Origin of the sequence: Vibrio sp. HDW18, assembly GCF_011306175.1 — a bacterium.
In the GTDB taxonomy this organism is placed as follows: domain Bacteria; phylum Pseudomonadota; class Gammaproteobacteria; order Enterobacterales; family Vibrionaceae; genus Vibrio; species Vibrio chanodichtyis.
This window is the reverse complement of the sequence record NZ_CP049913.1, coordinates 1612761-1638676: the sequence shown is the minus strand read 5'-3', so window position 1 is coordinate 1638676 and position 25916 is coordinate 1612761. Positions and strand designations below refer to the sequence as shown.

Here is a 25916-nt window from a genome sequence, read left to right as displayed (position 1 = left end):
CATCATTTAGCACTAAACAGCTCCTGTTCTAGCGGCTGGGCAGGGAAACGAAATGGCACTGGGCCATCAGCATCACCGCATAAAAATTGTTGGACACGCGGATCAGGATTATCGCGCAGCGCTTGCGGAGAGCCTTGTGCAATCACTTTGCCATCAGCTAGCAGATACACCCAGTCAGCAATGCTCATCACTTCTGGCACATCGTGCGAAACCACTACCGAAGTTGCGCCCAAGGCTTGGTTAAGGTTGCGGATCAGCTCGACTAGAACGCCCATAGTGATCGGATCTTGTCCAACGAAAGGTTCATCATACATGATAAGTTCAGGATCCAGCGCGATCGCACGAGCCAAAGCCGCGCGGCGCGCCATGCCGCCAGACAGTTCGCTGGGCATTAAATTGGCCGCACCACGTAAACCCACCGCTTCTAATTTTAGCAGCACTAAGCTTTTGATCAGCGTCTCATCCAATTCGGTATGCTCACGCAGCGGATAAGCCACATTGTCGAAGACGTTGAGATCGGTAAACAGCGCGCCGGATTGAAATAACATGCTCATTTTTTTACGCGCGCGATACAGTTTACCTCGGCTGAGAGTCGGAATATTTTCACCATCAAACCAAATTTCACCGTGCTCTGGCAGCAGTTGGCCACCAATTAAACGCAGCAAGGTGGTTTTACCGATCCCAGATGGCCCCATGATCGCGGTAACTTTACCGCGCGGAACATGCAGATCAATATCATCAAAAATGACTCGACGCGAACGTGAGAAGCGTAAATTTTTGATGGTGACTAAGTCAGATTGGGACATACGAGCACTTCTTAGTTAGATCGACACGTTAGTTAAATCGATGTATCAGCTAAATCGACTTGTTAGCTAAATCGATGTGTTAGTTAAATCGACATCCGGTAAGAATGCGCATGATAATGCACAATATGGTGCAATTAAAAGCATACAGCAGTGCCAGGCACGGTTCTTGACCAAGATTTGTCACAGGCACCGTCAGCGATCGCAATCCACCAATACTTCTATAACCACCTAGGTAGCTTCTTAATTGAGCATAGACCATTGACTCAACCAACTTGGTTTCGCCAACCAGTGGCTAACATGCCGATTTAAGCACAATCCATCCAATGCGGGTTAAGCGTGTGGCATGCCGCTGTTACTGGTCATCAATCACCTGTGGATGCCCAACAACGCTCGTGCGATCAGCGCAATTAATTCGAACTTCAGCTTCCCTTTTAATGACCAACAAGTCAAAATTAGCGATCAATTCTCGGCCTAACTCGCTGCAGATGATTGAGGATGAATAATTTCATAATCAAATGGGTTAACTCACTGATTAGGATGGCATATATTGCATCTCTCACTTCAGCATCAATGGCGTTAGTATTCATTTATTATTTGGAAATCATCATGCTTGAAGCGGTGGTCTTGCTGTTTATCGGTCTCGCGATCTTAGTCTGGGGTGCAGACAAATTAGTGTTTGGTTCAGCGGCATTAGCCCGCAATATCGGGATCTCCCCTTTAGTGATCGGTATGACCATACTGGCCATGGGTTCCTCTGCGCCAGAAATGATGGTTTCAGCGACCGCCGCATTAGAAGGCAAAACCGATACGGCGGTCGGTAATGTGTTGGGCTCCAACATTGCCAATATTGCGCTGATTTTAGGTATCACCGCGATGGTTAAACCGCTCTCGATTGGCTCTGCGGTGATCCGCCGTGAACTGCCGATCATGCTTGGCGTCACGCTGATCGCTGGCATGATCTTATGGGACAACTACCTCGGTTTTTATGAAGGCATCTTACTGATCGGCCTGTTTAGTGTGTTCATCTTGGTCATGCTACTAATTAGCCGCAAAGAGCAATCCCATGGCGATACCTTACTCGATGAACAAGCATCAGATATCCCTGCAGGAGTGAATAATCGCCGTGCGCTGTTTTGGGTAATCGTGGGGCTGATCCTACTGCCGCTCGGCGCGAGTATGCTGGTGGATAACGCAGTGGTGATCGCCAAATATTTCGGAATGAGCGATCTGGTGATCGGTTTAACCATTATTGCGATTGGCACTAGCTTGCCAGAGCTGGCCGCTTCTTTAGCCGGTGCGCTCAAGGGCGAAGATGACATGGCAGTGGGTAATATTATCGGATCCAACGTGTTTAATATTTTAGCGGTCATGGGGATCCCCGGTTTACTCAACCCATCACTCCTTAGTTCACAAGCGATGGGGCGTGATTTTTGGGTGATGCTGGGCGTTTCACTGCTGTTAGTCGCGCTGGTGTTGGGTAAGCGTCGCCAAATTAACCGCTGGGAAGGTGCACTACTGCTAAGTGGCTTCATCGGTTACATTACTTATCTATTGCTAAATATTTAACGGCGCGAAAGAGGAATATTGCCGATGTCCAACTCATTTGATTACCAAGCGGTGGCGAAACAAGTACTGCAAACCGAAATTACGGCGTTGCAACAATTAGAACAATACATTAATGCCGATTTTGTTAACGCATGTCGCATGATGTTAGCCAACCAAACCGGCAAAGTGGTGGTGATGGGCATGGGCAAGTCGGGGCATATCGGTAAAAAAATTGCCGCCACCTTGGCCAGCACCGGAACATCCGCATTTTTTGTTCATCCTGGCGAAGCTTCACATGGCGATCTCGGCATGATTGAACGTGGCGACATCGTGCTGGCCATCTCAAACTCCGGAGAATCATCGGAGATTTTATTTCTGTTACCCGTGCTCAAACGCTTGAACATCCGCGTGATCAGCATGACCGGTAATCCCCATTCCAATATGGCGAAACTGGCGGATATCCATCTGCAAATCACCGTGCCACGCGAGGCGTGCCCATTAGAATTAGCGCCAACCTCAAGCACGACCGCAACCCTAGTCATGGGCGATGCCTTAGCAGTAGCGGTGATGCAAGCGCGCGGCTTTACCGCAGAAGATTTTGCTCTGTCTCATCCTGGCGGTGCACTTGGACGTAAACTATTACTTAAACTTAACGACATTATGCACAGCGGCGATGCACTGCCTAAAGTTGCACCGCACGCACTGATCCGCGATGCACTGCTGGAGATCAGCCAAAAAGGGCTCGGAATGACCGCCATCGTTGATGAACAAGATCAATTGCTCGGAATTTTTACTGATGGCGATTTACGCCGTATCCTTGATAAGCGGATTGATATTCACAGCACCACGATTGCACAAGTAATGACTTGCCATCCGACCGTTGCTCAACCCAACTTGCTAGCGGTAGAAGGACTTAATCTGATGCAAGCCAAACGGATTAACGGTTTGATGCTGGTGGAAAACCACAAATTAGTCGGCGCACTCAATATGCATGATCTCCTTAAAGCAGGAGTCATGTAATGAGCACTCGCATTGCAACCTTGTATGGCGCAGTGGAACCTTCACTGCTCGCGATTGCCAAACAGATCAAGCTGCTGATTTGTGATGTAGACGGCGTATTTTCCGATGGCTTGATCTACATGGGCAATCAAGGGGAAGAGTTGAAAACCTTCCATACCCGTGATGGTTATGGGGTCAAAGCCTTAATGAGTGCGGGGATTGAGATCGCGATCATTACTGGTCGCCGTTCACAAATTGTTGAAAATCGGATGAAAGCGTTGGGTATTTCACTGATCTATCAGGGACAGGATGATAAGGTGCAAGCCTATAATGACATTTGTCGCCGACTGGCGATCCGTCCTGAACACACGGGTTATATTGGTGATGATTTGATTGATTGGCCAGTCATGGAAAAAGTAGCGCTGCGCGTGTGCGTCGCCGACGGCCATCCATTATTGGCTCAGCGCGCCAATTACGTTACCCATATTAAAGGCGGTTACGGCGCGGTGCGTGAGGTGTGTGATTTAATCTTACAAGCACGCGATGAATTGGATGTGCATAAAGGCTTGAGCCTATGACTTTACCGCGTATTGTGTACGTATTATTGCTGTTTATCGCGACGTGGTCGCTGTATTACTTGCTTGAGCAAAACCAAGCCAACAAGATTCAGGTCGCGCCTAATCTTGAGCTGCCAATGTTCAGCGGCAAAGATTTAGAGAATATCTCGTACAGTGAACAAGGTATTCGCAGCTATGTGATCACCTCAACCAATCTGGATCACTATGCGAAAAGTGGTAATACCCTGTTTAAAGCTCCGATACTTAAAGTGTATCAGCAAGGCACGCTACAAGAATGGGAAATCACCGCCCGTCGCGGTATTCTGAGCAAAGATCAGGTACTGACTTTATATGATGATGTGGTGGCGAACAATTTACTGCCTGACTCAGGCTTTGATGCTCTGACCACCAGTGAAATGAGCATCCAACTGAAAAGTCGTGATTTTTGGGCCGACAAGCCAGTCAAACTGCACGGTCCACAATTTGAAACACATGGTCAAGCGATGAAAGGCAATTTTGCCGATCACTCGGCTGAACTGTATAACCAAGTACAAGGTAGATATGAAACGCTCACACCTTAGCCTTATTGCTTGTTTGCTCGCCTCGACTCAGGCTTATGCACTCTCTACCGACAGGGAACAGCCGGTTTACATCGACTCGGATAGTCAACAACTGGATATGAAGAGCAACCGCGTTACCTTCTTGGGCGATGTTAAACTCAAACAAGGCAGCATCACTATCAATGCCGATAAGCTGATCGTGATCCGTAACCTCGACAACGGCAAGATTGAAGAGATTGAAGGTTACGGTAATGTGGCCACGTTCTCGCAGCTAACTGATGAAGGTAAAACCCTGTACGGGGAAGCAAAAGAGCTGTACTACAAAGTGCGTGATGATGAATTAGTGATGGTCAATAAAGCCATGCTCGCACAAGATGACAGTGAAATTCGCGGCAGCAAAATTCGCTACAAAATCAGCACACAAAAGCTGGTTGCCGATAGCGATGGCAAAGGGCGCGTCTCGACCGTTCTTCAACCACAAGTCATTCAAGAGTAATCATGGCCATTTTAAAAGCACAGCACTTAGCCAAAAGCTATAAAAAACGCAAAGTGGTTTCCGATGTCAGCTTACAAGTTGAATCTGGCCAAATTGTCGGTCTCCTCGGCCCCAATGGCGCGGGTAAAACCACCTCGTTTTACATGATTGTCGGTCTAGTAGCGCGTGATGAAGGAGTGATCACCATTGATGATAACGACATCAGCATCCTACCGATGCACAGCCGCTCACGGATGGGGATTGGCTATTTACCACAAGAAGCCTCGATTTTCCGCAAACTCTCGGTCGAAGATAACATCATGGCGGTACTGCAAACCCGCGAAGAGCTGACCCATGAAGAGCGTCAAGACCGACTCGAAGATCTGCTGGAAGAGTTCCATATACAACACATTCGTAAAAGTGCTGGCATGGCCTTATCCGGAGGCGAACGTCGCCGAGTAGAGATTGCCCGCGCACTGGCGGCTAACCCACAATTTATCTTACTTGATGAGCCTTTTGCGGGGGTTGACCCCATTTCGGTCATCGATATTAAAAAGATCATTGAGCATCTGCGTGATCGTGGCTTAGGGGTTCTCATCACCGATCACAACGTGCGTGAAACGCTCGATGTGTGTGAGAAAGCCTATATTGTCAGCCAAGGCCGCCTGATTGCTGAAGGCAGCCCACAAGAGGTGCTCAATAACGAGCAAGTTAAGCAGGTTTATCTCGGCGAACAATTCCGCCTATGATTAACCAACGCGTAGAGTCCACCCCATACTAACAATAACAAGGCATCCATTACTGCATGAAACCGTCATTACAGCTCAAGCTTGGTCAACAATTAGCCATGACTCCGCAACTGCAACAGGCGATTCGTCTACTGCAGCTTTCGACGCTGGATTTGCAGCAAGAAATACAGGAAGCCTTGGAGTCTAACCCTTTGTTAGAAGTGGAAGAGCACCAAGACGACACGCCGACACCGGACAATCAAGCCTCGTCGGAAGAAACCGCTCATGATCAAGAGCACTATGACGCCGAGCCACAAGACAGCTCAGAGCTGATTGAACGCTCCGAGATCAGCGCCGAATTAGAAATGGATACCACTTGGGATGAAGTATACAGCGCCAACACTGGCAGCACAGGCCTAGCCCTTGATGATGACGCGCCGATTTACCAAGGTGAGACCACCCAAACTCTGCAAGATTACCTGCATTGGCAACTCGATTTAACCCCATTTAGTGACGTCGATCGCACCATTGCCGTAGCGCTGATCGATGCGATCGACGATTACGGTTATTTAACTGTCTCACTTGAGGAAATCCAAGAGAGCTTGCACAGTGAGGATATTGAGCTTGATGAAATCGAAGCAGTGCGCAAACGTATTCAGCAATTCGATCCATTCGGCGTCGCCTCACTCAATTTGCAAGACTGTTTACTGCTGCAGCTCACCACTTATCCAAGCGATACCCCTTGGTTAAACGAGGCGCAGCAACTACTTACACACTATATTAATGATTTAGGCAATCGCGATTACAAAACTATTCTGAAAGAGACTAAGCTCAAAGAAGAAGAATTACGCGAAATTCTGCAACTGATCCAACAACTCGACCCACGTCCAGGCAGTCGAATTGCTCAAGATCACGCAGAATATGTCATCCCAGATGTCTCTGTGTATAAAGAACAAGGGCGATGGTTGGTCACCATCAACCCAGATAGCATCCCTAAACTTAAGGTCAATCAGCAGTACGCTAGCCTAATGCGCGGCAATAATGCCGACAGCAATTACATTCGTAGCAACTTGCAGGAAGCGAAATGGCTGATCAAAAGTTTAGAAAGTAGAAACGAGACGCTGCTCAAAGTTGCCAAGTGCATCGTAGAACACCAGCACGATTTCTTCGAGTATGGTGAAGAAGCAATGAAACCTATGGTGCTTAACGATGTAGCCCTAGCGGTAGAAATGCATGAATCGACGATTTCGCGAGTCACCACGCAGAAATACATGCATACCCCACGCGGCATTTTTGAGTTGAAGTACTTCTTCTCCAGTCACGTCAGTACCGACAATGGCGGAGAGTGCTCGTCTACGGCGATCAGGGCGCTGATCAAAAAATTAGTGGCGGCGGAGACACCCGCTAAGCCACTGAGTGACAGCAAGATCGCCACCCTACTCGCAGACCAAGGCATCCAAGTGGCGCGGCGTACCATCGCTAAATACCGCGAATCACTCGGCATCGCCCCATCGAGTCAGCGTAAACGCCTACTATAGGCCTAAACTAGAGAAGGAAAGTCTATGCAAATCAATATTCAAGGCCATCACATTGATCTTACCGATTCAATGCAAGACTATGTTCACTCCAAATTTGACAAACTTGAACGTTTTTTCGACCACATTAATCACATTCAAGTTATTTTACGTGTTGAAAAACTGCGTCAGATCGCCGAAGCTACGCTCCACGTAAACCAAGCAGAAATTCACGCCCACGCGGACGATGAAAACATGTATGCCGCCATCGATAGTGTGGTGGATAAATTGGTTCGACAATTGAACAAGCATAAAGAAAAACTAAGTAGTTATTAATCATGCAATTGAGCGAAGTACTTTCATTGGACTGCACCAAAAGTGCAGTCCAATGTTCTAGTAAAAAACGAGCACTAGAAATCATCAGCGAAGTCGCTGCCCTTCACACTGGTCAAAATTCTACCGAGCTGTTTGAGTGTATGCTCAGCCGTGAAAAAATGGGCAGTACCGGAATTGGCAACGGCATCGCTATCCCCCATGCACGCATGTCCAACAGTGAACATGCGGTTGCTGTTTTACTGCAATGTGCAGAGCCGATTGAATTTGATGCGATTGATAACCGACCCGTTGACCTGCTGTTTGCGCTACTGGTCCCTGAAGAACAATGTAAAGAACATTTGAAAACTTTAGCTTGCATGGCAGAACGCCTCAACGATAAGCAGATCCTCAAACAGCTGCGCAACGCAGCAAGCGATCAGCAACTGTATGACATCATGGTTAATCAACCTGATGATTAATCAATAATAGGTCAACCTCATGCGTTTAATCGTGGTCAGCGGCCAGTCGGGTGCGGGTAAAAGTGTCGCATTACGAGTGTTAGAAGACTTAGGCTATTACTGTGTCGATAACCTACCAGTTAGCTTATTGCCCGCTTTCATTCAATCGGTACAAGGTAGCCAGCAAAACGTCGCGGTCAGTATTGATATTCGCAATTTGCCCAAAGAGCCGGGGCTAGTGCAGGATGTGCTCAATCAGCTCAAGCAGAATAACGATGTCAGCATGCTGTTTTTAGATGCCAATCCAGAAACACTACTCAAACGTTATAGCGAAACACGGCGCATTCACCCTCTATCACTCAGCCACAGTAAACCCTCTCTTGCCCAAGCCATCGAGCTGGAAAAGCAGCTGCTGGCCCCGCTCAAAGAGCAAGCCGATCTGCTACTCGATAGCAGTAATCAATCGTTGCATGATCTGAGTGAAACGGTACGCATGCGTATTGAGGGGCGTGAGCGCAAAGACTTAGTCATGGTGTTTCAATCCTTCGGCTTTAAGTACGGTTTACCGACCGATGCTGACTACGTATTTGATGTGCGTTTTTTGCCCAATCCACATTGGCAGCCCGACCTGCGCCCACTGACTGGGCTAGATGCCCCCATCCAAGCCTTTTTAGCTAGCCATAGTGAAGTGCTGGAACTCAAACAGCAGATCCAAACCTTCTTCGAATATTGGCTGCCCATGCTGGAAAAAAATAACCGTAGCTATCTGACCATTGCGATTGGTTGTACTGGCGGTAAGCATCGCTCGGTTTACCTAACCCAACAGCTTGGTGAATATTTTGCAGAGCAAGGACATCAAGTACAAATTCGCCATACTTCATTGGAAAAACAGCAATCCTAGAGGTGATTATGTCGCAGCTCTGCCAAACTGTACTGATCCAAAATCGCCTTGGCCTGCATGCCCGCGCCGCCATCAAACTGGTGCAATTGGCCCAATCATTTGATGCAATACTCACGGTGCAAAGCCAAGATGGCCGCACGGCTACCGCCGATAGCGTGATGGGACTACTGATGCTTGAATCGGCACAAGGGCAGCAGGTGGTGATCTCTGCTGAAGGCTCACAAGCCCAACCCGCGCTCAATGCGGTCTGCCAGTTGATCGAACAGAAGTTTGATGAAGATGATTAAAGCACACTAGGCTCCGCGACTAGCGCTTGCCGTCTTGTAGACTTGCCCCTAGGTAGAGAGTCAATCATCAAACCAAGCCTAAACCGAGCAAATAAATCGACCATCGGTAATAAGATCTTATTAAATAAGCGGGTAAATTAAGTTACCATGCTGACCATTATTCCAACGCCAACCTAGGGGGAAGCCATGGCCGAGCAAATCGAATTTGACCAAGCTCACCTCACCCTCCAAGAAATCACCGATGCCTTAGATAACGGCCGCTTTGTCCATGTTCGTCGCCAACTGCAAGACATGGAGCCAGAAGATATTGCTCATCTACTGGAAGCCTCACCACGTAAAGCGCGTGAGGTACTGTGGCAGCTGACGGATCCTGAAGATTACGGTGAGATTCTTGATGAGCTAAATGAAGACGTCAAGGACGCGCTGGTGTCCAAGATGGCACCGGAAAAGCTTGCCGAAGCCACCGAAGGCATGGACATCGACGATGTCGCCTATGTTTTACGTAGCTTGCCAGATGATGTGTCACGTGAAGTATTGGCACAAATGGATGCCGCCGATCGCTTGCGAGTAGAAACCGCGCTCTCCTATCCAGAAGATACCGCCGGTGGTTTGATGAACACCGATGTGATCACCATTCGCGCCGATGTCGATGTCGATGTCGTATTGCGTTATTTGCGGATGAAAGGTGAGCTACCAGAAGCAACCGATGCACTGTATGTGATTGATGATGAAAGCAAACTGATTGGTCACCTTTCACTCTCGACCCTGCTGACTACCCAACCTGATGTAGCGGTCAGTGAAGTGATGGATGATGCCGATGAAGCGATCAAAGTCGATATGAAAGACTCGGACATCGCCAATCTGTTCGAACGGCGTAACTGGGTTTCCGCGCCAGTAGTCGATGAAAATCAGCATCTGGTGGGCCGGATCACCATCGATGATGTGGTTGATATCATTCGTGAAGACGCCGAGCACTCGATGATGAGTATGGCGGGTATGAATGATGATGAAGATACCTTTGCTCCAGTGGTCAAATCGGCGCGCAAACGCAGTATTTGGCTAGGAGCCAACGTGCTGGCCGCCCTAGCCGCAGCGTCGGTTTCCAATATGTTTGAAGCCACCCTAGAACAGATGGCCGCGGTCGCCGTATTAATGACCATAGTCCCATCTATGGGTGGTGTCGCTGGCAACCAAACCGTGGCGCTAGTGATCCGTGGCTTGGCACTGGGTCATATCGGTGACAGTAACCAACGCGAATTACTGCTCAAAGAAGCGGCCATCGGCCTGCTCAACGGCATTATGTGGGCATTGATCATTGGTACGATTGTCATGGCATGGAAAGGCGACTGGATGCTCGGTGCGATCATCTCGGCGGCAATGATGACCAACCTAATTGTGGCTGGCATTGCTGGTGTTTCGATCCCGATTTTGCTCAAAAAAATGAATATAGATCCAGCTCTGGCTGGCGGAATGGCATTAACCACAGTGACCGATGTGATTGGTTTATCGGTATTTCTCGGTTTAGCCACCTTGTTGATAGTCCATTAAAGCCGCTCAACCAGCCACCAAAAAGCCGACTTAGCGTCGGCTTTTTGATGCTTAACTCAAGCCAAACAACGAATTTACTCGCCAGCGACTTTCATTGCTTCTAACAAAATCGAACCGGTTTGGATCTGTGAGCGCGTTTCAATATCACTGCCGACAGCCACGATCTGTTGCAACATCTGTTTGAGGTTGCCAGCGATGGTAATTTCAGCTACCGGATATTGAATCACCCCATTTTCAACCCAAAAACCGGACGCTCCGCGTGAATAATCACCAGTGACTACATTCACGCCTTGTCCCATCACTTCAGTAACCAGCAAGCCGGTACCGAGCTCTTTGAGCATCTGTTGGTAATTTTGCCCAGTCGATTTCACATACCAGTTATGAATACCACCCGCATGGCCGGTCGGGGTCATCTGCATTTTGCGCGCCGCGTAACTGGTCAGCAAATAGGTCGCTAACACACCATCGGTGATGATCTCCAAATCTTGGGTACGTACCCCTTCGCTATCAAATGGGCTCGAAGCTAGACCCCGTTTGACATGCGGTCGCTCGCTGATATTAAACCAAGCGGGCAGGATCGACTGACCAAGATGATCGAGTAAAAAACTCGATTTACGATATAAATTGCCACCGCTGATCGCCATCACCAAATGACCGATTAAGCCGGTTGCCACATCCGCGGCAAACATCACCGGATACTGACCCGTTTTCAGCTTGTGTGGATCAAGCCGGCTAACCGTGCTTTGTGCCGCTTGTAAACCGACGGTTTCTGGTGTCCATAAATCATCACGATGACGCGCGACACTATAGCTATAATCACGCTCCATTTCGCCATTGCGCCCTTCGCCAATCACACTACAGCTAATGCTGTGGCGGCTTGAGGCATAGCTGGCTAATAAACCGTGACTGTTACCATACACGCGCAGGCCATAATGGCTATCGTAGCTACCGCCATCACTCTGTTTAATCCGCTTGCTGTAACCTAACGCAGCCTGCTCGGCAGCAATCGCCATTTGCGCAGCGACATCCGGATCCGGCTCATCGGGATGAAATAAATCAAGATCTGGGATCTCCTGCACCATCAACTCTTGCGGTGCGGGTCCAGCATAAGGGTCTGGTGAAGTGTACTGAGCAATATCCAACGCCGCTAACACGGTTTGTCGGATCGCTTTTTCACTCAAATCCGAGGTTGAAGCACTGCCTTTGCACTGACCGCGATAGACGGTGATGCCCAATGCGCCATCACTATTGAATTCAACATTCTCAACTTCGCCCATCAGGGTCGAAACACTTAATCCGGTACTTTTGGTGATCGCTACTTCCGCCGCATCAGAACTCGCCGCCGCCAGCTCTAATGCTCTGGCCACTGCGGCTTCCAGCTCTTGGCGCTGCAGCGCAACTCGCTCTTTTACATCCATCTCTCATTCCACCATGGGTGATTAATGTGAATAGGATAACAAGAATTTCGCTTTCTCCCCACGATTCTTGCTAAAATAGCCGACATAAATAACTCATCATGATGAAAGAAGATGGCACGTAAAAATCAGAAAGCCCCTTGGGAAGAGGAAGAAGAGATCATTTGGGTCAGCAGAACCGAATTGAAAAACGACATGCTGGCATTACAAAAACTGGGCGAAGAGCTGGTTGAGCTCAAGCCATCAGCATTAGCTAAATTCCCTCTGACCGAAGAACTGGCAGAAGCAATTAAAGATGCCCAGCGCTTTAAAAATGAAGCCCGTCGCCGCCAGTTGCAATATATTGGCAAATTGATGCGCCATATTGACCCAGAACCGCTACAAACCGCATTGGATAAAGTGCGTAATAAACATTCGCAAACCACAGCTTTGCTGCATAAGTTAGAGCTGTTGCGCGATCGTATTGTGGCAGAAGGCGATAGCGCGATTGAAGCAGCGCTGGCACTCTATCCCGATGCGGATCGTCAACGTCTGCGTCTGTTAGCCCGTCAAGCCACAAAAGAAAAAGCGACCAATAAGCCGCCAAAATCATCACGCGAGATCTTCCAACTGCTAAAAGAAGCCATGTTGGCCAAACAAGAGATCGAAGAACAGAGTGAAGACGATCTGGATTCAGCGCAATAACAGCTTCGGCAACAAGCCATCGCGTGTTAAGCAAGAGGATCAAAAAAGGTTAGCGCAAGCTAACCTTTTTTATAGCCAATTCATCACGATTAAGTAAGCGCTATTACGCCTCACTCACCGCTGCCGCAATAAACTGCGCCAATTGAGGATGAGGATGCTGCACACTGAGCGCCTGACAATCGCTCACCACTTGTACCTTACCCTGACTTAAGAAAGCCACTTGGCTGGCAATCGCCCGCGCATCACTTAAATGATGGGTCACCATCACGACCGTGCGCTGGCGTTCAGCGGCCAACTGTTTAACCAGAGCTAACATCTCTTCACGCAGTAGTGGGTCAAGAGCTGAAAAAGGCTCATCAAACAGCCAAATCGGATTGGGTTGAACGAAGCAGCGCGCTAACGCCACTCGCTGCTGCTGACCGCCGGAAAGCTGATTGGGTAAACGCTCCAGATACTCGGCAATCCCCACTTGCCGCGCGGCTTGTTCTACTTGCCGCCGCTGCTCTGCGCTCAATTTAAGCCCTGGGTGCAAACCTAGGCCAATATTGTCGCGCACCGTCAGATGTTCAAACAAATTATGCTGTTGAAACAGCATAGAAAATGGCCGCTGGTAAGGCGCCAAACCAAGCAGCGACTGGTCATTAACCTTGATACTGCCGCTAGCCGGCTCAATAAAACCCGCGACTAAACTGAGCAAGGTCGATTTACCAGCACCACTGGGGCCCATCAGCGCCATAATCGTGCCAGCTGCTACCTGCAGATCAAACTCAAACCATTCGTGCTCATACTCGTAGCACACTTTTTCTAACCTTAACATGACTCTCCTCTCTGACGCTGAGTCAACAATCGTTCCAGCAGATAAAACCAGCCGACACTGATGAGCAGCATGGACAACGCCACCACTGCGGCGGTATCCATCTGATAACTGCCCAGCAATTGATAGAGATAGAGCGGCAGAGTGCGAAAATCTTGGCTACCAAATAGGGCAATCGCACTTAAATCTCCCATCGAGAGTAGGAAACCAATCGCAAACGCATGGGAGATAGGTTTACGCAGCGCGCGCCACTCCACCAAACGAAATCGACGCCAACCGGACAGACCTAAACTGGCACATAACCATTGATACTGCCGGGCCAAATGCCACATTGGCTGGCTGAGCGTTTTCACCACATATGGCAACGCCATTAAGCCATTCACCGCCACCACAATCCAAAACGCCACACTAAATACATCGGTGATATTACGCAGCAATAAAAATAGCCCAGTACTCACCACCAATCCCGGCGTCACCAAAATTAAACTGGCCACCCATTCAATACCGCCCGCGCGACGATGCGCGGCTTTTAAACGCAGTGCACGGCTGGTGAGCAACATCGCGATCCCACTCGCCAACGCTAGGCTACTGGCAAGACTCGCCACTTGCACCGAGTGCAGCAGTGCTGACCAAAACGCGCTACTGGTCAACACACTGGCCAATTTTGCATTGATCCCAGCCAGCAACACCATCAGCAGTGGCGGCAACACCAAAGCCGATACCGCAATAATCCAACCGGCATCCCACAACTTAGCGCGCCATGAATCGCGTAACCAACGATGCGCGAGTTGGCTTGATACGCGACTGAAAGGTCGAGAGGGCGCTAACCACTGCACACCAAGAGTGAATAATGTGCACAGCAACATTTGCCAAATCGCCAACAGCGCGCCGATGTGTAAATCAAAATCGAATTTGATCGCTTGATAAATCGCCAGTTCAATGGTGGTGGCTTGTGGCCCCCACCCAGCGCCATCACGGTGGTAAAACTGGTAAAGCAGAGCATAAACACTAAGCCCGCCACATGTGGCAGTTGCTGGCGCATACGCGGCCACTCGATCAACTTAAACTTCTGCCAACGACTCATGCCCAGATGAGCACACAATTTATGTTGCTCACTGGGGATCGCCTCTAAACTTTGCAGCAGCAAACGGCTGGCATAAGGCAAGTTAAACAGTACATGGGCGAGCAAAATGCCGTTGAGGCCATAAATCGAAAACGGCAGTGATAGCCCAAAGTGGTGCAGCCATTGGGCTAACCAACCGCTGTTACCGTAGATCGCCAGCAAGCCAAAAATCACCACCAGCACCGGCAACACTAAGGTCATCGCAAACAGTTTGAGTAGTAAATCTCGCCCCGAGAAACGGCGCTGGCTGAATGCATGGGCAACCGGGATCGCCAATCCGACACTGAGCAGCGTCGAGCACAGGGCTTGATAGAAACTGAATTTTGTGACATGCCAATAATAGGCATCTTGCCAGATCAGTTGCAGATTGAGTGATGGAGCTTGCCACAACAGAGCCGCTAATGCGGCACAGACAAAGGTCGCGATCCCCGCCGCGACCCACCAACCTAATTGAGGAATGTGATTCAAACTGGCACCTTACAAGCTCAGCGCTTGCTGCCATTCACGGATCCAAGCTTTACGCTGGTGTGCGACTTGCTCAGCACTGAATGACAGTGCTTGGTCTGGCTGGGCTAAGTGAGTAAATCCAGCCGGCAACTCAACGGCGGTGACCGGATACATCCAGTTACCGGTTGGGATCACGCGTTGAAACTCAGGGCTAAGCATAAATTGCAGGAATTGATCCGCCAATTCGCCATTGTGACTGGTTTTGACTTTGGCGGCGACTTCCACTTGCAAGTAGTGCCCTTCGCTAAAATGAGCGCTGGCAAAACGCGGATCATTCTCCGCAATCAAATGGTAAGCAGGTGATGTGGTGTAAGAGAGTACCAAATCCGCTTCGCCTTTCAGGAACATCGAATAGGCTTCCGACCAGCCTTTAGTAACGGTCACGGTTTTGCGCGCCAGTTGCTGCCACGCTTGTGCGGCTTGATCGCCATACACCGACTTGATCCACAGCAGCAAACCCTGCCCCGGTGTTGAAGTGCGCGGATCTTGATAAATCACTTTCAGATCATCACGTTTTTCCACCAGCTCTTTTAAGCTGGTCGGTGGGTTAGTCAGCTTCTCTTGGTTATACACAAAAGCAAAATAGCCATAGTCATAAGGTACAAACGTATCGTCACGCCAACCGTTGGGCAATGTTACCTTGCTGGTATCGACACTGTGGGTGGCCAATAAACCGGTTTGTTTGGCTTCGGCAATTAAATTGTTATCCAGCCCGAGCACCACATCCGCTTTGCTGTTACGGCCTTCTAAGCGCAGACGGTTGAGGATGGATACGCCATCTTCTAACGCGACAAATTGCACATCGCAGCCACATTGTGCTTCAAAGGCTTTTTCAATCGCCGGAGCAGGCCCCCAGTCGGCGGCAAAAGAGTCGTAAGTGTAAACAGTGAGGATTGGCGCAGCAGACGCTGCAGAGGTAACACATAGGGTTGCTAGTGCAACCTCAGTCAGTTGAAATTTCAAGGCTCGCTCTCCTTTGAGCGGCACAGGCTTGAGGGAGGCAGAGAATCATCCATTATTGCATTCTGCACACCTAACTCAATTCCTACGCCAGCATTATCTGGTTCAGGTTAAACCGCGAACATCGCGGTCATTGCGGGTCCCAAGCAGTGCTTGATCTCAGCGCCATTCGAATGAATGGGTGGCCCCCCGTGAGTGGACTGAATTGTAATGGCAAATAGGGTAATTAGCCAGTAGCGGACAATCACCACTGGCTATAAACGACTTGGAATGGCAGCCAACACCGCTGCAGCTTAAAGTAGGAAGTGGATAGTGAATTACTCACCGCGCGCGCGTTGATCATAGCCCCAACGCGGCACGAGCGCTTGCTCTACGCCAAGGTGATCGAGAATACGCGCGACCATAAAATCAACTAGATCGTCAATTGATTGCGGTTGATGATAAAAGCCCGGCGCTGCTGGCATGATAGTCACGCCGATTTGCGACAGTTTGAGCATATTTTCCAGATGCAGGGTCGAAAATGGCGTTTCACGCACCACCAATAGCAGCTGGCCGCGCTCTTTTAACACTACATCGGCAGCGCGCTCAATCAGGTTATCCGACATACCATGAGCAATCGCCGCCACACTTCCTACCGAACACGGGCAGATGACCATCTGTCGCGGCGCGGCCGAGCCGGAGGCGACGGGTGAAAACCAATCATCTTTACCGCATACCACCAACTTATCACTGGCGCAGCCGAGATACTCGACCAAAGCCGTTTGCGCCGCTTCGGGATTGGCCGATAACTGCAAGCCATGCTCGGTCGCTAGCACTACGCGGGCCGCCGATGAAATCAGCAAGTAGACTTGATAATCGGCCGCTAACAGGCATTGCAATAAACGCAGCCCATAAGGGGCACCGGAAGCCCCTGTCCAAGCCAAGGTAATGGTTCGAGGATTGTTCATGCTCACCTTAAATTATTGCGTTTGCAGCGCGCTAAGTAGTTTGCCATGAATACCGGCAAAGCCACCGTTGCTCATCACCAAAATCTGATCCCCCGCTTGAGCTTGTTGGGCAATCAACGTCACTAATTGATCGATATCGCGGCAAACTTGCGCAGGCTGTGAACATTGCTGAGCAACCTCTTCCACCGACCAGCTCAGATCCGCCGGTTGATATAGATAGACCGAATCTGCACTGTGCAGCGCAGCGGCCAAGGTTTGTTTATGCACGCCAAGTTTCATGGTCGCCGAGCGCGGTTCGAGCACCGCGATGATTTTGTTATCACCGACCTTGTTACGTAAGCCACCCAGTGTCAGTTCAATCGCGGTTGGGTGATGGGCAAAATCGTCATACACCGCCACACCATTGATTTCGCCTTTCAACTCCAAACGACGCTTAGTATTGATAAATTGCCCTAAAGCTTCACAAGCGAGATCGGCCGCAACCCCAACATGACGCGCAGCCGCTATCGCCATCAAAGCATTATTGACGTTGTGATCGCCAACTAAGTTCCAATTGACTTGGCCAACCCGCTCACCTTTGAGCAATACATGGAATTGTGAACCATCAGCGGTGATTTTTTCCGCTTGCCACTCGCCTTGTTCACCACTGAATTCAGTTTCACTCCAGCAGCCGCGCGTTAACACATCGGCTAATGCCACATCCGCTTTGGGCGCCAAAATGCGGCCAGTGCCTGGAACCGTACGTACCAAATGGTGAAATTGCCGCTTGATCGCTTCTAAATCATCGAAGATGTCTGCATGATCGAACTCTAAGTTGTTCATCACTAACGTGCGCGGATGGTAATGCACGAACTTCGAGCGTTTATCGAAAAAAGCACTGTCGTATTCGTCAGCTTCAACCACAAAAAACATGCTGTCACCTAAGCGGGCAGAAATGCCGAAATTACCCAGCACCCCACCAACTAAAAACCCCGGCTGATAACCACACTGCTCTAAGATCCAGGCGATCATGCTGGAGGTGGTGGTTTTACCGTGCGTGCCAGAAACCGCAATCACCCAGCGATCGTGCAACAGAAAATCTTGTAGCCACTGTGGGCCAGAGGTGTAGCGCAGATTGTGGTTAAGCACATATTCCACACAAGGATTACCTCGGCTCATCGCGTTACCGATCACCACCAGATCAGGTTTAGGCTCCAACTGAGCCGGATCAAAACCTTCAATAATCTCGATGCCCTGCGCTTCTAGCATGGTGCTCATTGGCGGATAAACATTGGCATCGCTGCCAGTGACTTTATGGCCGAGTTGCCGCGCCAGCATTGCGACGCCACCCATGAAAGTGCCACAGATCCCCAAGATATGAATATGCATAAAAAGCCAGCCTTGTTACGGTGCAATTGGAATCACTCCATTATCCCGATCCGCCAGGTAAAAGCGAGCCTGACTATTCCGCCAGATGTAAATTAGAAATGATTGCCGAGCAAAGTGAGATCTCGGTCGGTTAGTTCAATACCCATAAAAAGATCTGAGTTTTACAATCGATGCTCAGCAAGCGGCATAGCGTTATCGATCCCACTAGAGGATCCCTCGATCTTGCTGAGCAACTTAGCGGCGCACACTTGCGTGCAATGCTCATCTCCCCCAATACAAAAATAAAGGTCTTGCCATGCAAAAAATGCGTACTCTCGGTGAATTTATTCTCGCCAAACAACATGATTTTCCTCATGCCAGCGGTGAACTCTCCTCTCTGCTGGCTTCGATTCGTTTGGCTGCGAAAATCGTCAACCGAGAAATTAACAAAGCCGGATTAGCGGATATTATTGGCGCGTCGGGTCATGACAATATCCAAGGTGAGCAGCAACAAAAGCTCGACCTGTATGCCAATGAGACATTCAAAGCGGCCTTAGAAGCACGCGATCAAGTCTGCGGGGTGGCCAACAGTGGATTATGGAGATCACCCCGCTTGAGCTGCATCAGCGCGTGCCTTTTTTCGTTGGTTCAAAAATATGCTGCGCCAGGTCGAAACATTTTTAAAAAATTATCCGGATTAGGCCAAGCGTTCGCGCAAACTTGACTAAGCTTGCACAAGTTATCCGCCAATCATTTCAACTCTGGCCCCAATCAAGGAAACACGACATGAGCTTAAACAATGTTCCTGCTGGTCAATCATTGCCTAACGATATTTATGTGGTGATTGAAATCCCAGCCAATGCTGATCCGATCAAATATGAAGTTGATAAACAATCTGGCGCCGTGTTTGTCGATCGCTTTATGTCCGCGCCGATGTTCTACCCCTGCAACTATGGTTACATTAACCACACCTTGTCACTGGATGGCGATCCGGTTGATGTATTGGTTCCGACGCCATACCCACTGATCCCGGGTTCGGTGATCCGCTGCCGTCCGGTTGGGGTATTACAGATGAGTGATGAATCGGGTCAAGATGCCAAGGTGGTGGCGGTGCCGCACACTAAGCTGTCTAAGGAGTACGATCACATTCAAGATGTGGATGATTTACCGCTACTCCTCAAAGCCCAGATCACTCACTTCTTTGAACATTATAAAGAATTGGAATCCGGCAAGTGGGTAAAAGTGGATGGCTGGGCTGATGCCGCTGCAGCACGCACTGAGATCCTCACGGCTTATCAACGCGCACAAGATGCGTAATCACCACTTGGCACCTGCAGGATAAGCCAACCCACGATCGGCTTATCCTGCTAAGGTAAAATTTTAACTCAATGCGTTAAATCAGCTTGTTCAATTCATCCGATTAAACACGCTGACACCAATCACCCGATCCAATCAGTGAATGGCAATGATGCGCCGGTTGATAGATATAGATCCAAGCAGTACCAAACGGAGTTTCAATCGTGTCACGCCGGTACTCTACTGGCACATCCTCCAACTGATCGAGCTGGGCTAAGGTGGGCTGATCCACCAAATACACTTCACCATATACCGATTGATGGCCTTCGACTAAGCCTGGATAGGCGCCTAAATCATACAGCGCATACTCAGGTTTGGTTTCGAATTGGCCAAGCAACTGACTGTGCTGTAAATAAAAGTGGTTGCTCTCTCCTTGGCGCAAAGTGCCATACACAAAAACTAAGTGCTGCACATCTCCCTCCTTAGTTAAATTCAAACTGATAGAGCAGATCTACGGCACCATTGACCCCAGAAACCGCCTCTAAATACAGATCCTTCATCAAACGATAACGGATCGTAAACTCGCCCAGTGAATTAAAAATGCCCACCCCATATTTAACTTGCAAGCCGGGCAAAATATAGCCACTGACCGTCACTTGCGAATCATCGCCTGAGCCTGCGGTATCCAGTTGTAAATCCTGCACGCCAAAGGCTTGGCCGATCTCGCCAACCAATTTGCCACTTTGTGCCAAACTTAGCCCAATCAAGGTAGTGGTCATCGCATTACCACCCGCTTCACCATCAATATTCTGTCCACGCAATAAATAAGACAGCGCGTTAGCTTGCGGCATCGCCGGCTCGGAAAAAATCACCAAGGAAGGATTATCTGAAGGACCACTGACCCGCACCCCAGCCACCACATCATCTTGAGTGTTATTCGGGTTGCGAATGGCAGTGATCGCCAAATAGGGCAGATCGACCGGGCCATTCATCAAGATTTTACCCTCTTTGATTTGTAAATCTTGTCCAAATGAGCGGTACTGACCATCGCGAATATTCACTTCACCCAAAATAAATGGGCCTTTATCCTTCTGCGCCACATTAAGTCGTCCAACTAAATTGCCTTGTAAGCCAAACGCTTTAAGTTGGAAATCATCACCAATTTGCAGATTAATATCGGTTTCGAGACTAAATGGCAGTGAATTTGGCTCAGTCACTGGTTCAAAATTGGCATTCAGTACCACTTGATCTTTGGAAATACCAATCGCACTCGGTGGTAACTCCTCAACCACAATCCGTCCCCATGGCAAGGCAATATTGCCGGTCACTTTGGCTAATTGCGGTTGCATGGCAAGAGTGAGATCGGGCACCACTTTGACCCGCACCATAGGGGGTAACTCAACCCTCATCGATGAGGCATGCACGCGGGTAGTTAAGCGCCAGTTGTCTAATTGCTGCCAATCGGCATCACCATCAACTTCAAGCAGGCCATCGCTGGTAGCAATATCCGCATTTAAGCTTGCCTGATAACCATTAAATTTGAGTGACACTTGACCAGAAGGAATATCCACCGGAGTGATCTCACCGATCACTCGAATATCATTAGCACTAATTTCACCGTGCAATTGTGGATGCAGCATAGGACCACTAAATTGTAGCTCGGCGTTCAGATTAGATTTCGCCTCGCTGTACTCGCCAATCAAAGGTTGTAGAAAATCCAAATTAAACGTGCTGAGATTAAGCTCACCTTGCATGATTTTCTGCTCACTACGCACATCAGCAATCGAGATGGCACCAGAAAAATCCCCGTTATCGGTCGCTGCGACTAGCCAATTGGCCTGCAATTGATTACGCGCCAACTTGGCCGACAACCGTGCATGATCCCAGCCAAAAATCAGATTTTTTTCCAGTTTTTGGATAACTTGCCCTTTGCTTAAACTCAACTCGGCTTGCAGTTGCGGTGCGGTATTCGGCGCCCATTTCGCCGTTACTTGACCATCAAGCTGACCACTGAGCTTGGTTAGTTGAGGCAATAAATCCGCCAATTGGCTAAAGTCAAATTGCTTAATCGCAATACGTGCGGCACCACGTTCACCTAACTGCGCCTCCTGCTCTAAACAGATCTGAGCTGCAGCTTGGCCCCAGCAATGGGCTGCGACCTTAACCCGTTGGCTGGCTTGGTCAAATGATAATGCGGTGGCTTGCTGTAATTGCCACCGCCCTTGCGATGAGCTAAGCCACATCTGCTCTAGCTCACCTTGCCAACGCAGGCTAGGCTCTAAACGTAAGCGGCCATTTACGGCTAGGCTGGTTGACGCCAGTGCTGAAGTGAGATCCACCGTCACGTTATGTCGTTGCTGCGAGCCCTGCGCTTTAACATCGAGTGTATCGATGCGTTGATCTTGATATTGCACATCGCGCACTTGCAGCGAGAGATCGCCTTGCGGCTCCGGTAGCGCGGCCAAATTGCCTTGTAAAGTCAGATGCCCAATCGCCGCCCAATCTTGCCATCGCACCTGATCGGCATCCAACATCAATTTAACCCGTGGCTGTTTGAGATCACCACGCAGCACAATATCACCAATGACTTTGCCTTGAGCGTCAGGTAACGATTTACTTAAATCTGGCACATCCAATTCAACCGCCATACGCCACTGCTTGTTCAATTGGCCTTTGGCGGTCAATGAGTTAGGGCCATGAACGATAGAAACGCCTTGCGTGACTAAAGTAATATCGCCTAGCCCTTGTCGATCAGAGGCACTGACTTGACCGCGCAGTTGTAGTGGGTAATCTCGCAGCACTCCGTTAATTGCCAAACGAGGTAGCTCAACTTGCCAGCCGCCTTGCTGAGTTAATCCTCCGCGCGTCTCGAGTTCACCACTCAAATGACCTTCCACAGTTGGCCACTGCAAGGCCGGCTGAAGATGGTCGAGCTTTAATCGCGCCTCCCAGTCGAGCGCAGTTTTCCAGTTCAACCGAGCCGTTCCGCCCACGCTACCACCGAGTGCAGCCATCTCGAATGATGACAGCGCGATCTGATCCAAATTACCTTGACCATTAAGAGTCAGAGCGAGATCGGGCAGATCCGCGCCCTGTAATGCGGCATTTTGTAGTGTAATTTGATAGCTGGCCAATGAGCCATTGGCACGTAAATTGGGCACTTGGAGCTGATAATCCGCCTCGCCGAGCATTGGCCACTGGGCACGAACTTGCGACAGTTGTAGATCAAACGGCAGATCGGTGGCTAACAGATTCAACTGCGCCCGTAATTGTGCTTGAGCTAGCTTATCCAAACGCGCTTGTAGTTGCAGATCAGCCAAGCTGCCCTGCGCACTCAGGTTTAATGTTTGGCCGTTGAAATCAGCGAGCCGCAGTTGACTCTTTAGTTCCAACTGTAATGGATAATCGTGATTCAGTGTCACTTGACCTTGTAGCTCGGCAACCAGTTCCGGCATGTTTAACTCTAAGCTCGAAATCGACACTTGATGCTCAAATGCACGCGCCGCAAAACCGAAATGATTGATCACTATCGGGGTGGCTTGCTGCAGTTGGAAATCACGCACATCAAAACGTTCAAGCTCGATCTGCAGCGGGATCAGCACTGATGGCAATACGATAGGTGGAACATGACTGGTCGCGGAAGCTTGCGTTTCACTGCTTAGCTCAGCTTGTGACTCGGCGAGAGCGAGGCGGATCCCTTGCCACTCAGTTTGACCAATCCGCAGCCGATTACCTTGCCACGTTGCGCGGGTGGTCAACTGCTGCCAAGCCAGTTGCTGGCCGAGGATATTAAGCTGAATATCTTGCAGCGCCAGTTTACCGACCCGGATCGGAATCGGGGTAGAGAGTGATGTCAACGGCTCAGACTCCACCGCCGGCTCAAGCTCGGCAGGTGACTCTGGCAGCGAGGGTAAATCGAGTCGCAAACCTTTTAGCGTCAACTCATTAATGCAGACACTCGGCTCCAATAAACAATTAGGATTGATCGCCAAGCTGAATGTTTGCGCCGCCAGCGTCAGATTAAGATCGCGGTCGGCATAACTCACGCCTTGCAGAGTAAAGCGGGGAAATAACGCACCTTGCGCTTGCGCAACCTGCAACTGAGGCAATGCCGACTGTGCCCCCATAGCACCGCTTGTAGTCCAGCGTTAGTAAACAGCGCACCTGCCACCGCCAGCACTAACCCCATCACTAAAATCAGTAGCAACATAGACAACCATTTGGTCCACTTTAGTGCTCGTTTGATCATAATTCAGGCCCTAAGGTGAAGTGGATTTTGAACTCATCGCCAGGAGTGGCATCCAACCCCCACGCAAAATCTAACCGAATAGGCCCAACCGGAGAAATCCAACGGATCCCAGTACCAACACCCTTTTTCCAGTCGGGGTTATTATTGAAAGCATCGCCGACATCGATAAACATCGCCGCCCACCAATTGCCGGTTAAGCGATATTGATATTCCAGTGAACCGGTCGCAATATACTTCGCCCCAGTCAATGCCCCGCTGGCATCTTTAGGTGAAATGGATTCATAACCGTAACCACGCAGATTGTTATCACCACCAGCAAAAAAACGTAATGAGGGTGAAAGCTGATCAAACTGCTCAACCACGTTAGCGCCACCATCAACCCGAATTAACGCTCGATGGTTACGCGCATAAGTTCGCAACCAAGCAGAGCCAGTTTGCACCCGCAGTACCCGAGTTTCAGACAACAGTTGTGGGTCACCATACTCTAAGGTGACGGTTTGCTTATCACCCCAGGTCAGTAAACCGCTGTTGCTACGTGCACGAGTACGAGTATAAGTAACACCAGGCAACACAAATTGGCTGTTATCGTCTTGCAGACCTTGCTCATAGTTTTCCAGTAGATAACGTACAAATATCGAGCGATGCCAACCACTCTCCAGCAACCAATGCCGCTCCAGAGATAGGTTAGACTCCATACTCTGAGTATCACGCTTATCGACATGCTTCATGCCATATTGGATGCGATAATATTCGTGCAAAGCGTCATCTAAGGGGATTTTGTAGCCAGCGGTAATGGTTTGTTCCGGCGCCGAAAGCGAAAAACTACTATCAAAACTATGCCCTAGGCGATTCACCCACGGTTTTTTCCATTTTAACGAGCCACGTACGCCAACATCGGTCGATAAACCGATCCCAGTTTCTAATTGATTGCGGGCTTGTGGTGCTAAAGTGACTTTGATCGGTAACTCACGGCCTTGATCTAACTGCGATAAATCTGGCTCGACCAGCACCGAGGAGAACCAATCAGTATTGGACAGATTTTGGTTAAACTCGCCCACCTGTGACACCAGATAAGGATCGCCTTGTTTAAACGGCCGTAGTGACAGCACTCGATTTTGCTCAATCTGACTGCCTTCGATACTAGTGAGACCAAACTGATAACGCATACCACTGGCAAAATGCAGCTTAACTCGGGCTTGATTCAGCTCGGGGATCACTTCCAATCGACTGAGCTCAAAGTCACCATTGAAGTAACCTTTTTGCAGAGCAAGGTTGCGGATCCCAGATTTTAGATTGTCGTACAAGCTATGGTTAAGTCGGCGATCAACCACCACACCACTGGTTCTGATCAGGCGTTGAAAATCATTGTCGGTGTGCGCCTCACCACTGATCACTATGTCAACCTCACTAAAGCGTGTCACTTCACCGCGCGTCACCGCCACATTTAAGCGCTGATTATCGGCTGCCACGCTAAACTCAATCTGCGGATGATAATAACCCACCGCGTTCAGTGCCTCGATAATGCTCTTTTCAAGTTGGGATTGAAAACGTAAGCTAGTGGAATAGTCTGATGGGGCAATCGAGGAGAGATAAGCGTCTACGTTATCTTTGTCTGCACCACTCAATCCGGTGATCTCCAACTTCACATTGGCGTAACATAACGCAGGCAATAGGGCGGAGCAGAGCCAGAGCAGAATTAAGGCGCGAAGTGATGGTCGTCTCATGCTTGATTAAACTCGTTATACAACGGTGACATTTTTGCTACATCGGCATCATAGCGTCAATGCCGCGTGGCGTCTGTACGAAAATGGTTAAATCGCTGGCCATAACGAGCATAAGCGATCACGGCAAGCAGGCCCGCAGAATTTTTCGCTGGCAACC

22 protein-coding genes and 3 pseudogenes are annotated in these 25916 nt (G+C 49.4%); 15 read left to right on the top strand and 10 right to left on the bottom strand.

Annotated elements, in window-relative coordinates:
- Nucleotides 1–2: 2 nt before the first annotated feature.
- Complete coding sequence (gene mlaF / locus G7083_RS08030) at nt 3–806, bottom strand: phospholipid ABC transporter ATP-binding protein MlaF (RefSeq protein ID WP_166014303.1); 804 nt, start codon at nt 804–806, stop codon at nt 3–5.
- A gap of 603 nt (nt 807–1409) precedes the next feature.
- Here mlaF and G7083_RS08025 point away from each other — a divergent pair.
- From G7083_RS08025 to mgtE, 12 genes are all read left to right on the top strand, one after another.
- The gene (locus tag G7083_RS08025) at nt 1410–2372 is read left to right on the top strand and encodes a calcium/sodium antiporter (RefSeq protein WP_206212122.1); all 963 of its coding nucleotides are present in this window, start codon (nt 1410–1412) and stop codon (nt 2370–2372) included.
- A 24-nt stretch (nt 2373–2396) separates the two neighbouring features.
- Nucleotides 2397–3371, top strand: coding sequence for an arabinose-5-phosphate isomerase KdsD (kdsD, locus tag G7083_RS08020; RefSeq protein ID WP_166014302.1), 975 nt, complete (start codon nt 2397–2399; stop codon nt 3369–3371).
- Entirely contained in the window at nt 3371–3928 is a 558-nt protein-coding gene (kdsC, locus tag G7083_RS08015; RefSeq protein ID WP_166014301.1) for a 3-deoxy-manno-octulosonate-8-phosphatase KdsC, read from the top strand. The genes kdsD and kdsC overlap by 1 nt, the downstream gene beginning before the upstream one ends.
- Nucleotides 3925–4488: an LPS export ABC transporter periplasmic protein LptC gene (lptC, locus tag G7083_RS08010; protein WP_166014300.1), complete on the top strand. Its 564-nt coding sequence runs from the start codon at nt 3925–3927 to the stop codon at nt 4486–4488. Before kdsC ends, lptC begins: the two co-directional genes overlap by 4 nt.
- The gene (gene lptA / locus G7083_RS08005; RefSeq protein ID WP_166014299.1) at nt 4469–4963 is read left to right on the top strand and encodes a lipopolysaccharide transport periplasmic protein LptA; all 495 of its coding nucleotides are present in this window, start codon (nt 4469–4471) and stop codon (nt 4961–4963) included. The genes lptC and lptA overlap by 20 nt, the downstream gene beginning before the upstream one ends.
- A 2-nt stretch (nt 4964–4965) precedes the next feature.
- Nucleotides 4966–5691 (top strand): LPS export ABC transporter ATP-binding protein, encoded by a 726-nt coding sequence (gene lptB, locus G7083_RS08000; RefSeq protein ID WP_166014298.1) that lies wholly within the window; start codon nt 4966–4968, stop codon nt 5689–5691.
- A 56-nt stretch (nt 5692–5747) separates the two neighbouring features.
- A complete protein-coding gene (locus G7083_RS07995) occupies nt 5748–7208 on the top strand; it encodes an RNA polymerase factor sigma-54 (RefSeq protein ID WP_166014297.1) in 1461 nt (486 codons plus the stop codon).
- A 24-nt stretch (nt 7209–7232) separates the two neighbouring features.
- The gene (hpf, locus tag G7083_RS07990; protein ID WP_166014296.1) at nt 7233–7520 is read left to right on the top strand and encodes a ribosome hibernation promoting factor; all 288 of its coding nucleotides are present in this window, start codon (nt 7233–7235) and stop codon (nt 7518–7520) included.
- Nucleotides 7521–7522: 2 nt separating this feature from the next.
- Nucleotides 7523–7978: a PTS IIA-like nitrogen regulatory protein PtsN gene (gene ptsN / locus G7083_RS07985; protein ID WP_166014295.1), complete on the top strand. Its 456-nt coding sequence runs from the start codon at nt 7523–7525 to the stop codon at nt 7976–7978.
- A 19-nt stretch (nt 7979–7997) separates the two neighbouring features.
- Nucleotides 7998–8858, top strand: coding sequence for an RNase adapter RapZ (gene rapZ, locus G7083_RS07980; RefSeq protein ID WP_166014294.1), 861 nt, complete (start codon nt 7998–8000; stop codon nt 8856–8858).
- Nucleotides 8859–8866: 8 nt separating this feature from the next.
- Nucleotides 8867–9145, top strand: coding sequence for an HPr family phosphocarrier protein (locus G7083_RS07975; protein WP_166014293.1), 279 nt, complete (start codon nt 8867–8869; stop codon nt 9143–9145).
- A gap of 186 nt (nt 9146–9331) precedes the next feature.
- Nucleotides 9332–10693, top strand: coding sequence for a magnesium transporter (gene mgtE / locus G7083_RS07970; protein WP_166014292.1), 1362 nt, complete (start codon nt 9332–9334; stop codon nt 10691–10693).
- Nucleotides 10694–10767: 74 nt separating this feature from the next.
- Here mgtE and pmbA read toward each other — a convergent pair whose 3' ends face one another.
- Nucleotides 10768–12111 carry a metalloprotease PmbA gene (gene pmbA, locus G7083_RS07965; protein WP_166014291.1) on the bottom strand — a complete coding sequence of 448 codons (1344 nt, stop codon included), beginning with the start codon at nt 12109–12111 and terminating at the stop codon, nt 10768–10770.
- A 111-nt stretch (nt 12112–12222) separates the two neighbouring features.
- On the opposite strand from pmbA, the gene yjgA reads away from it, so the two are divergent.
- Nucleotides 12223–12792 carry a ribosome biogenesis factor YjgA gene (yjgA, locus tag G7083_RS07960; protein WP_166014290.1) on the top strand — a complete coding sequence of 190 codons (570 nt, stop codon included), beginning with the start codon at nt 12223–12225 and terminating at the stop codon, nt 12790–12792.
- A 103-nt stretch (nt 12793–12895) separates the two neighbouring features.
- Here yjgA and thiQ read toward each other — a convergent pair whose 3' ends face one another.
- The 5 genes and pseudogenes from thiQ to mpl form a co-directional block, all read right to left on the bottom strand.
- Nucleotides 12896–13609, bottom strand: coding sequence for a thiamine ABC transporter ATP-binding protein (thiQ, locus tag G7083_RS07955; protein ID WP_166014289.1), 714 nt, complete (start codon nt 13607–13609; stop codon nt 12896–12898).
- Nucleotides 13603–15197 (bottom strand): annotated as a pseudogene (gene thiP, locus G7083_RS07950) (thiamine/thiamine pyrophosphate ABC transporter permease ThiP). Before thiP ends, thiQ begins: the two are co-directional and overlap by 7 nt.
- Nucleotides 15198–15206: 9 nt before the next feature.
- Nucleotides 15207–16199, bottom strand: a complete 993-nt coding sequence (thiB, locus tag G7083_RS07945) for a thiamine ABC transporter substrate binding subunit (protein ID WP_166014288.1) — start codon at nt 16197–16199, stop codon at nt 15207–15209.
- 314 nt (nt 16200–16513) lie between these two features.
- On the bottom strand, nt 16514–17143 hold the full coding sequence (locus G7083_RS07940; RefSeq protein WP_166014287.1) for a flavin prenyltransferase UbiX: 630 nt from the start codon (nt 17141–17143) through the stop codon (nt 16514–16516).
- Nucleotides 17144–17155: 12 nt separating this feature from the next.
- Entirely contained in the window at nt 17156–18511 is a 1356-nt protein-coding gene (gene mpl / locus G7083_RS07935; protein WP_166014286.1) for a UDP-N-acetylmuramate:L-alanyl-gamma-D-glutamyl-meso-diaminopimelate ligase, read from the bottom strand.
- A 295-nt stretch (nt 18512–18806) separates the two neighbouring features.
- On the opposite strand from mpl, the pseudogene G7083_RS07930 reads away from it, so the two are divergent.
- Together G7083_RS07930 and ppa are read left to right on the top strand one after the other, a co-directional pair.
- Nucleotides 18807–19076: pseudogene (locus G7083_RS07930) on the top strand (fructose-bisphosphatase class I); the annotation flags it as partial.
- Nucleotides 19077–19276: 200 nt separating this feature from the next.
- Nucleotides 19277–19807 (top strand): inorganic diphosphatase, encoded by a 531-nt coding sequence (gene ppa / locus G7083_RS07925; protein WP_166014285.1) that lies wholly within the window; start codon nt 19277–19279, stop codon nt 19805–19807.
- Between the two features lie 103 nt (nt 19808–19910).
- Here the strand turns inward: ppa and G7083_RS07920 are convergent, their stop codons facing one another.
- The 3 genes and pseudogenes from G7083_RS07920 to G7083_RS07910 all read right to left on the bottom strand — a co-directional run bounded on the left by G7083_RS07920 (nt 19911) and on the right by G7083_RS07910 (nt 25759).
- On the bottom strand, nt 19911–20258 hold the full coding sequence (locus G7083_RS07920) for a gamma-glutamylcyclotransferase (RefSeq protein WP_166014284.1): 348 nt from the start codon (nt 20256–20258) through the stop codon (nt 19911–19913).
- 10 nt (nt 20259–20268) lie between these two features.
- A pseudogene (locus G7083_RS07915) lies at nt 20269–24035 on the bottom strand (translocation/assembly module TamB domain-containing protein).
- Nucleotides 24032–25759: an autotransporter assembly complex family protein gene (locus G7083_RS07910; protein ID WP_166014283.1), complete on the bottom strand. Its 1728-nt coding sequence runs from the start codon at nt 25757–25759 to the stop codon at nt 24032–24034. Before G7083_RS07910 ends, G7083_RS07915 begins: the two are co-directional and overlap by 4 nt.
- Nucleotides 25760–25916: the final 157 nt, after the last annotated feature.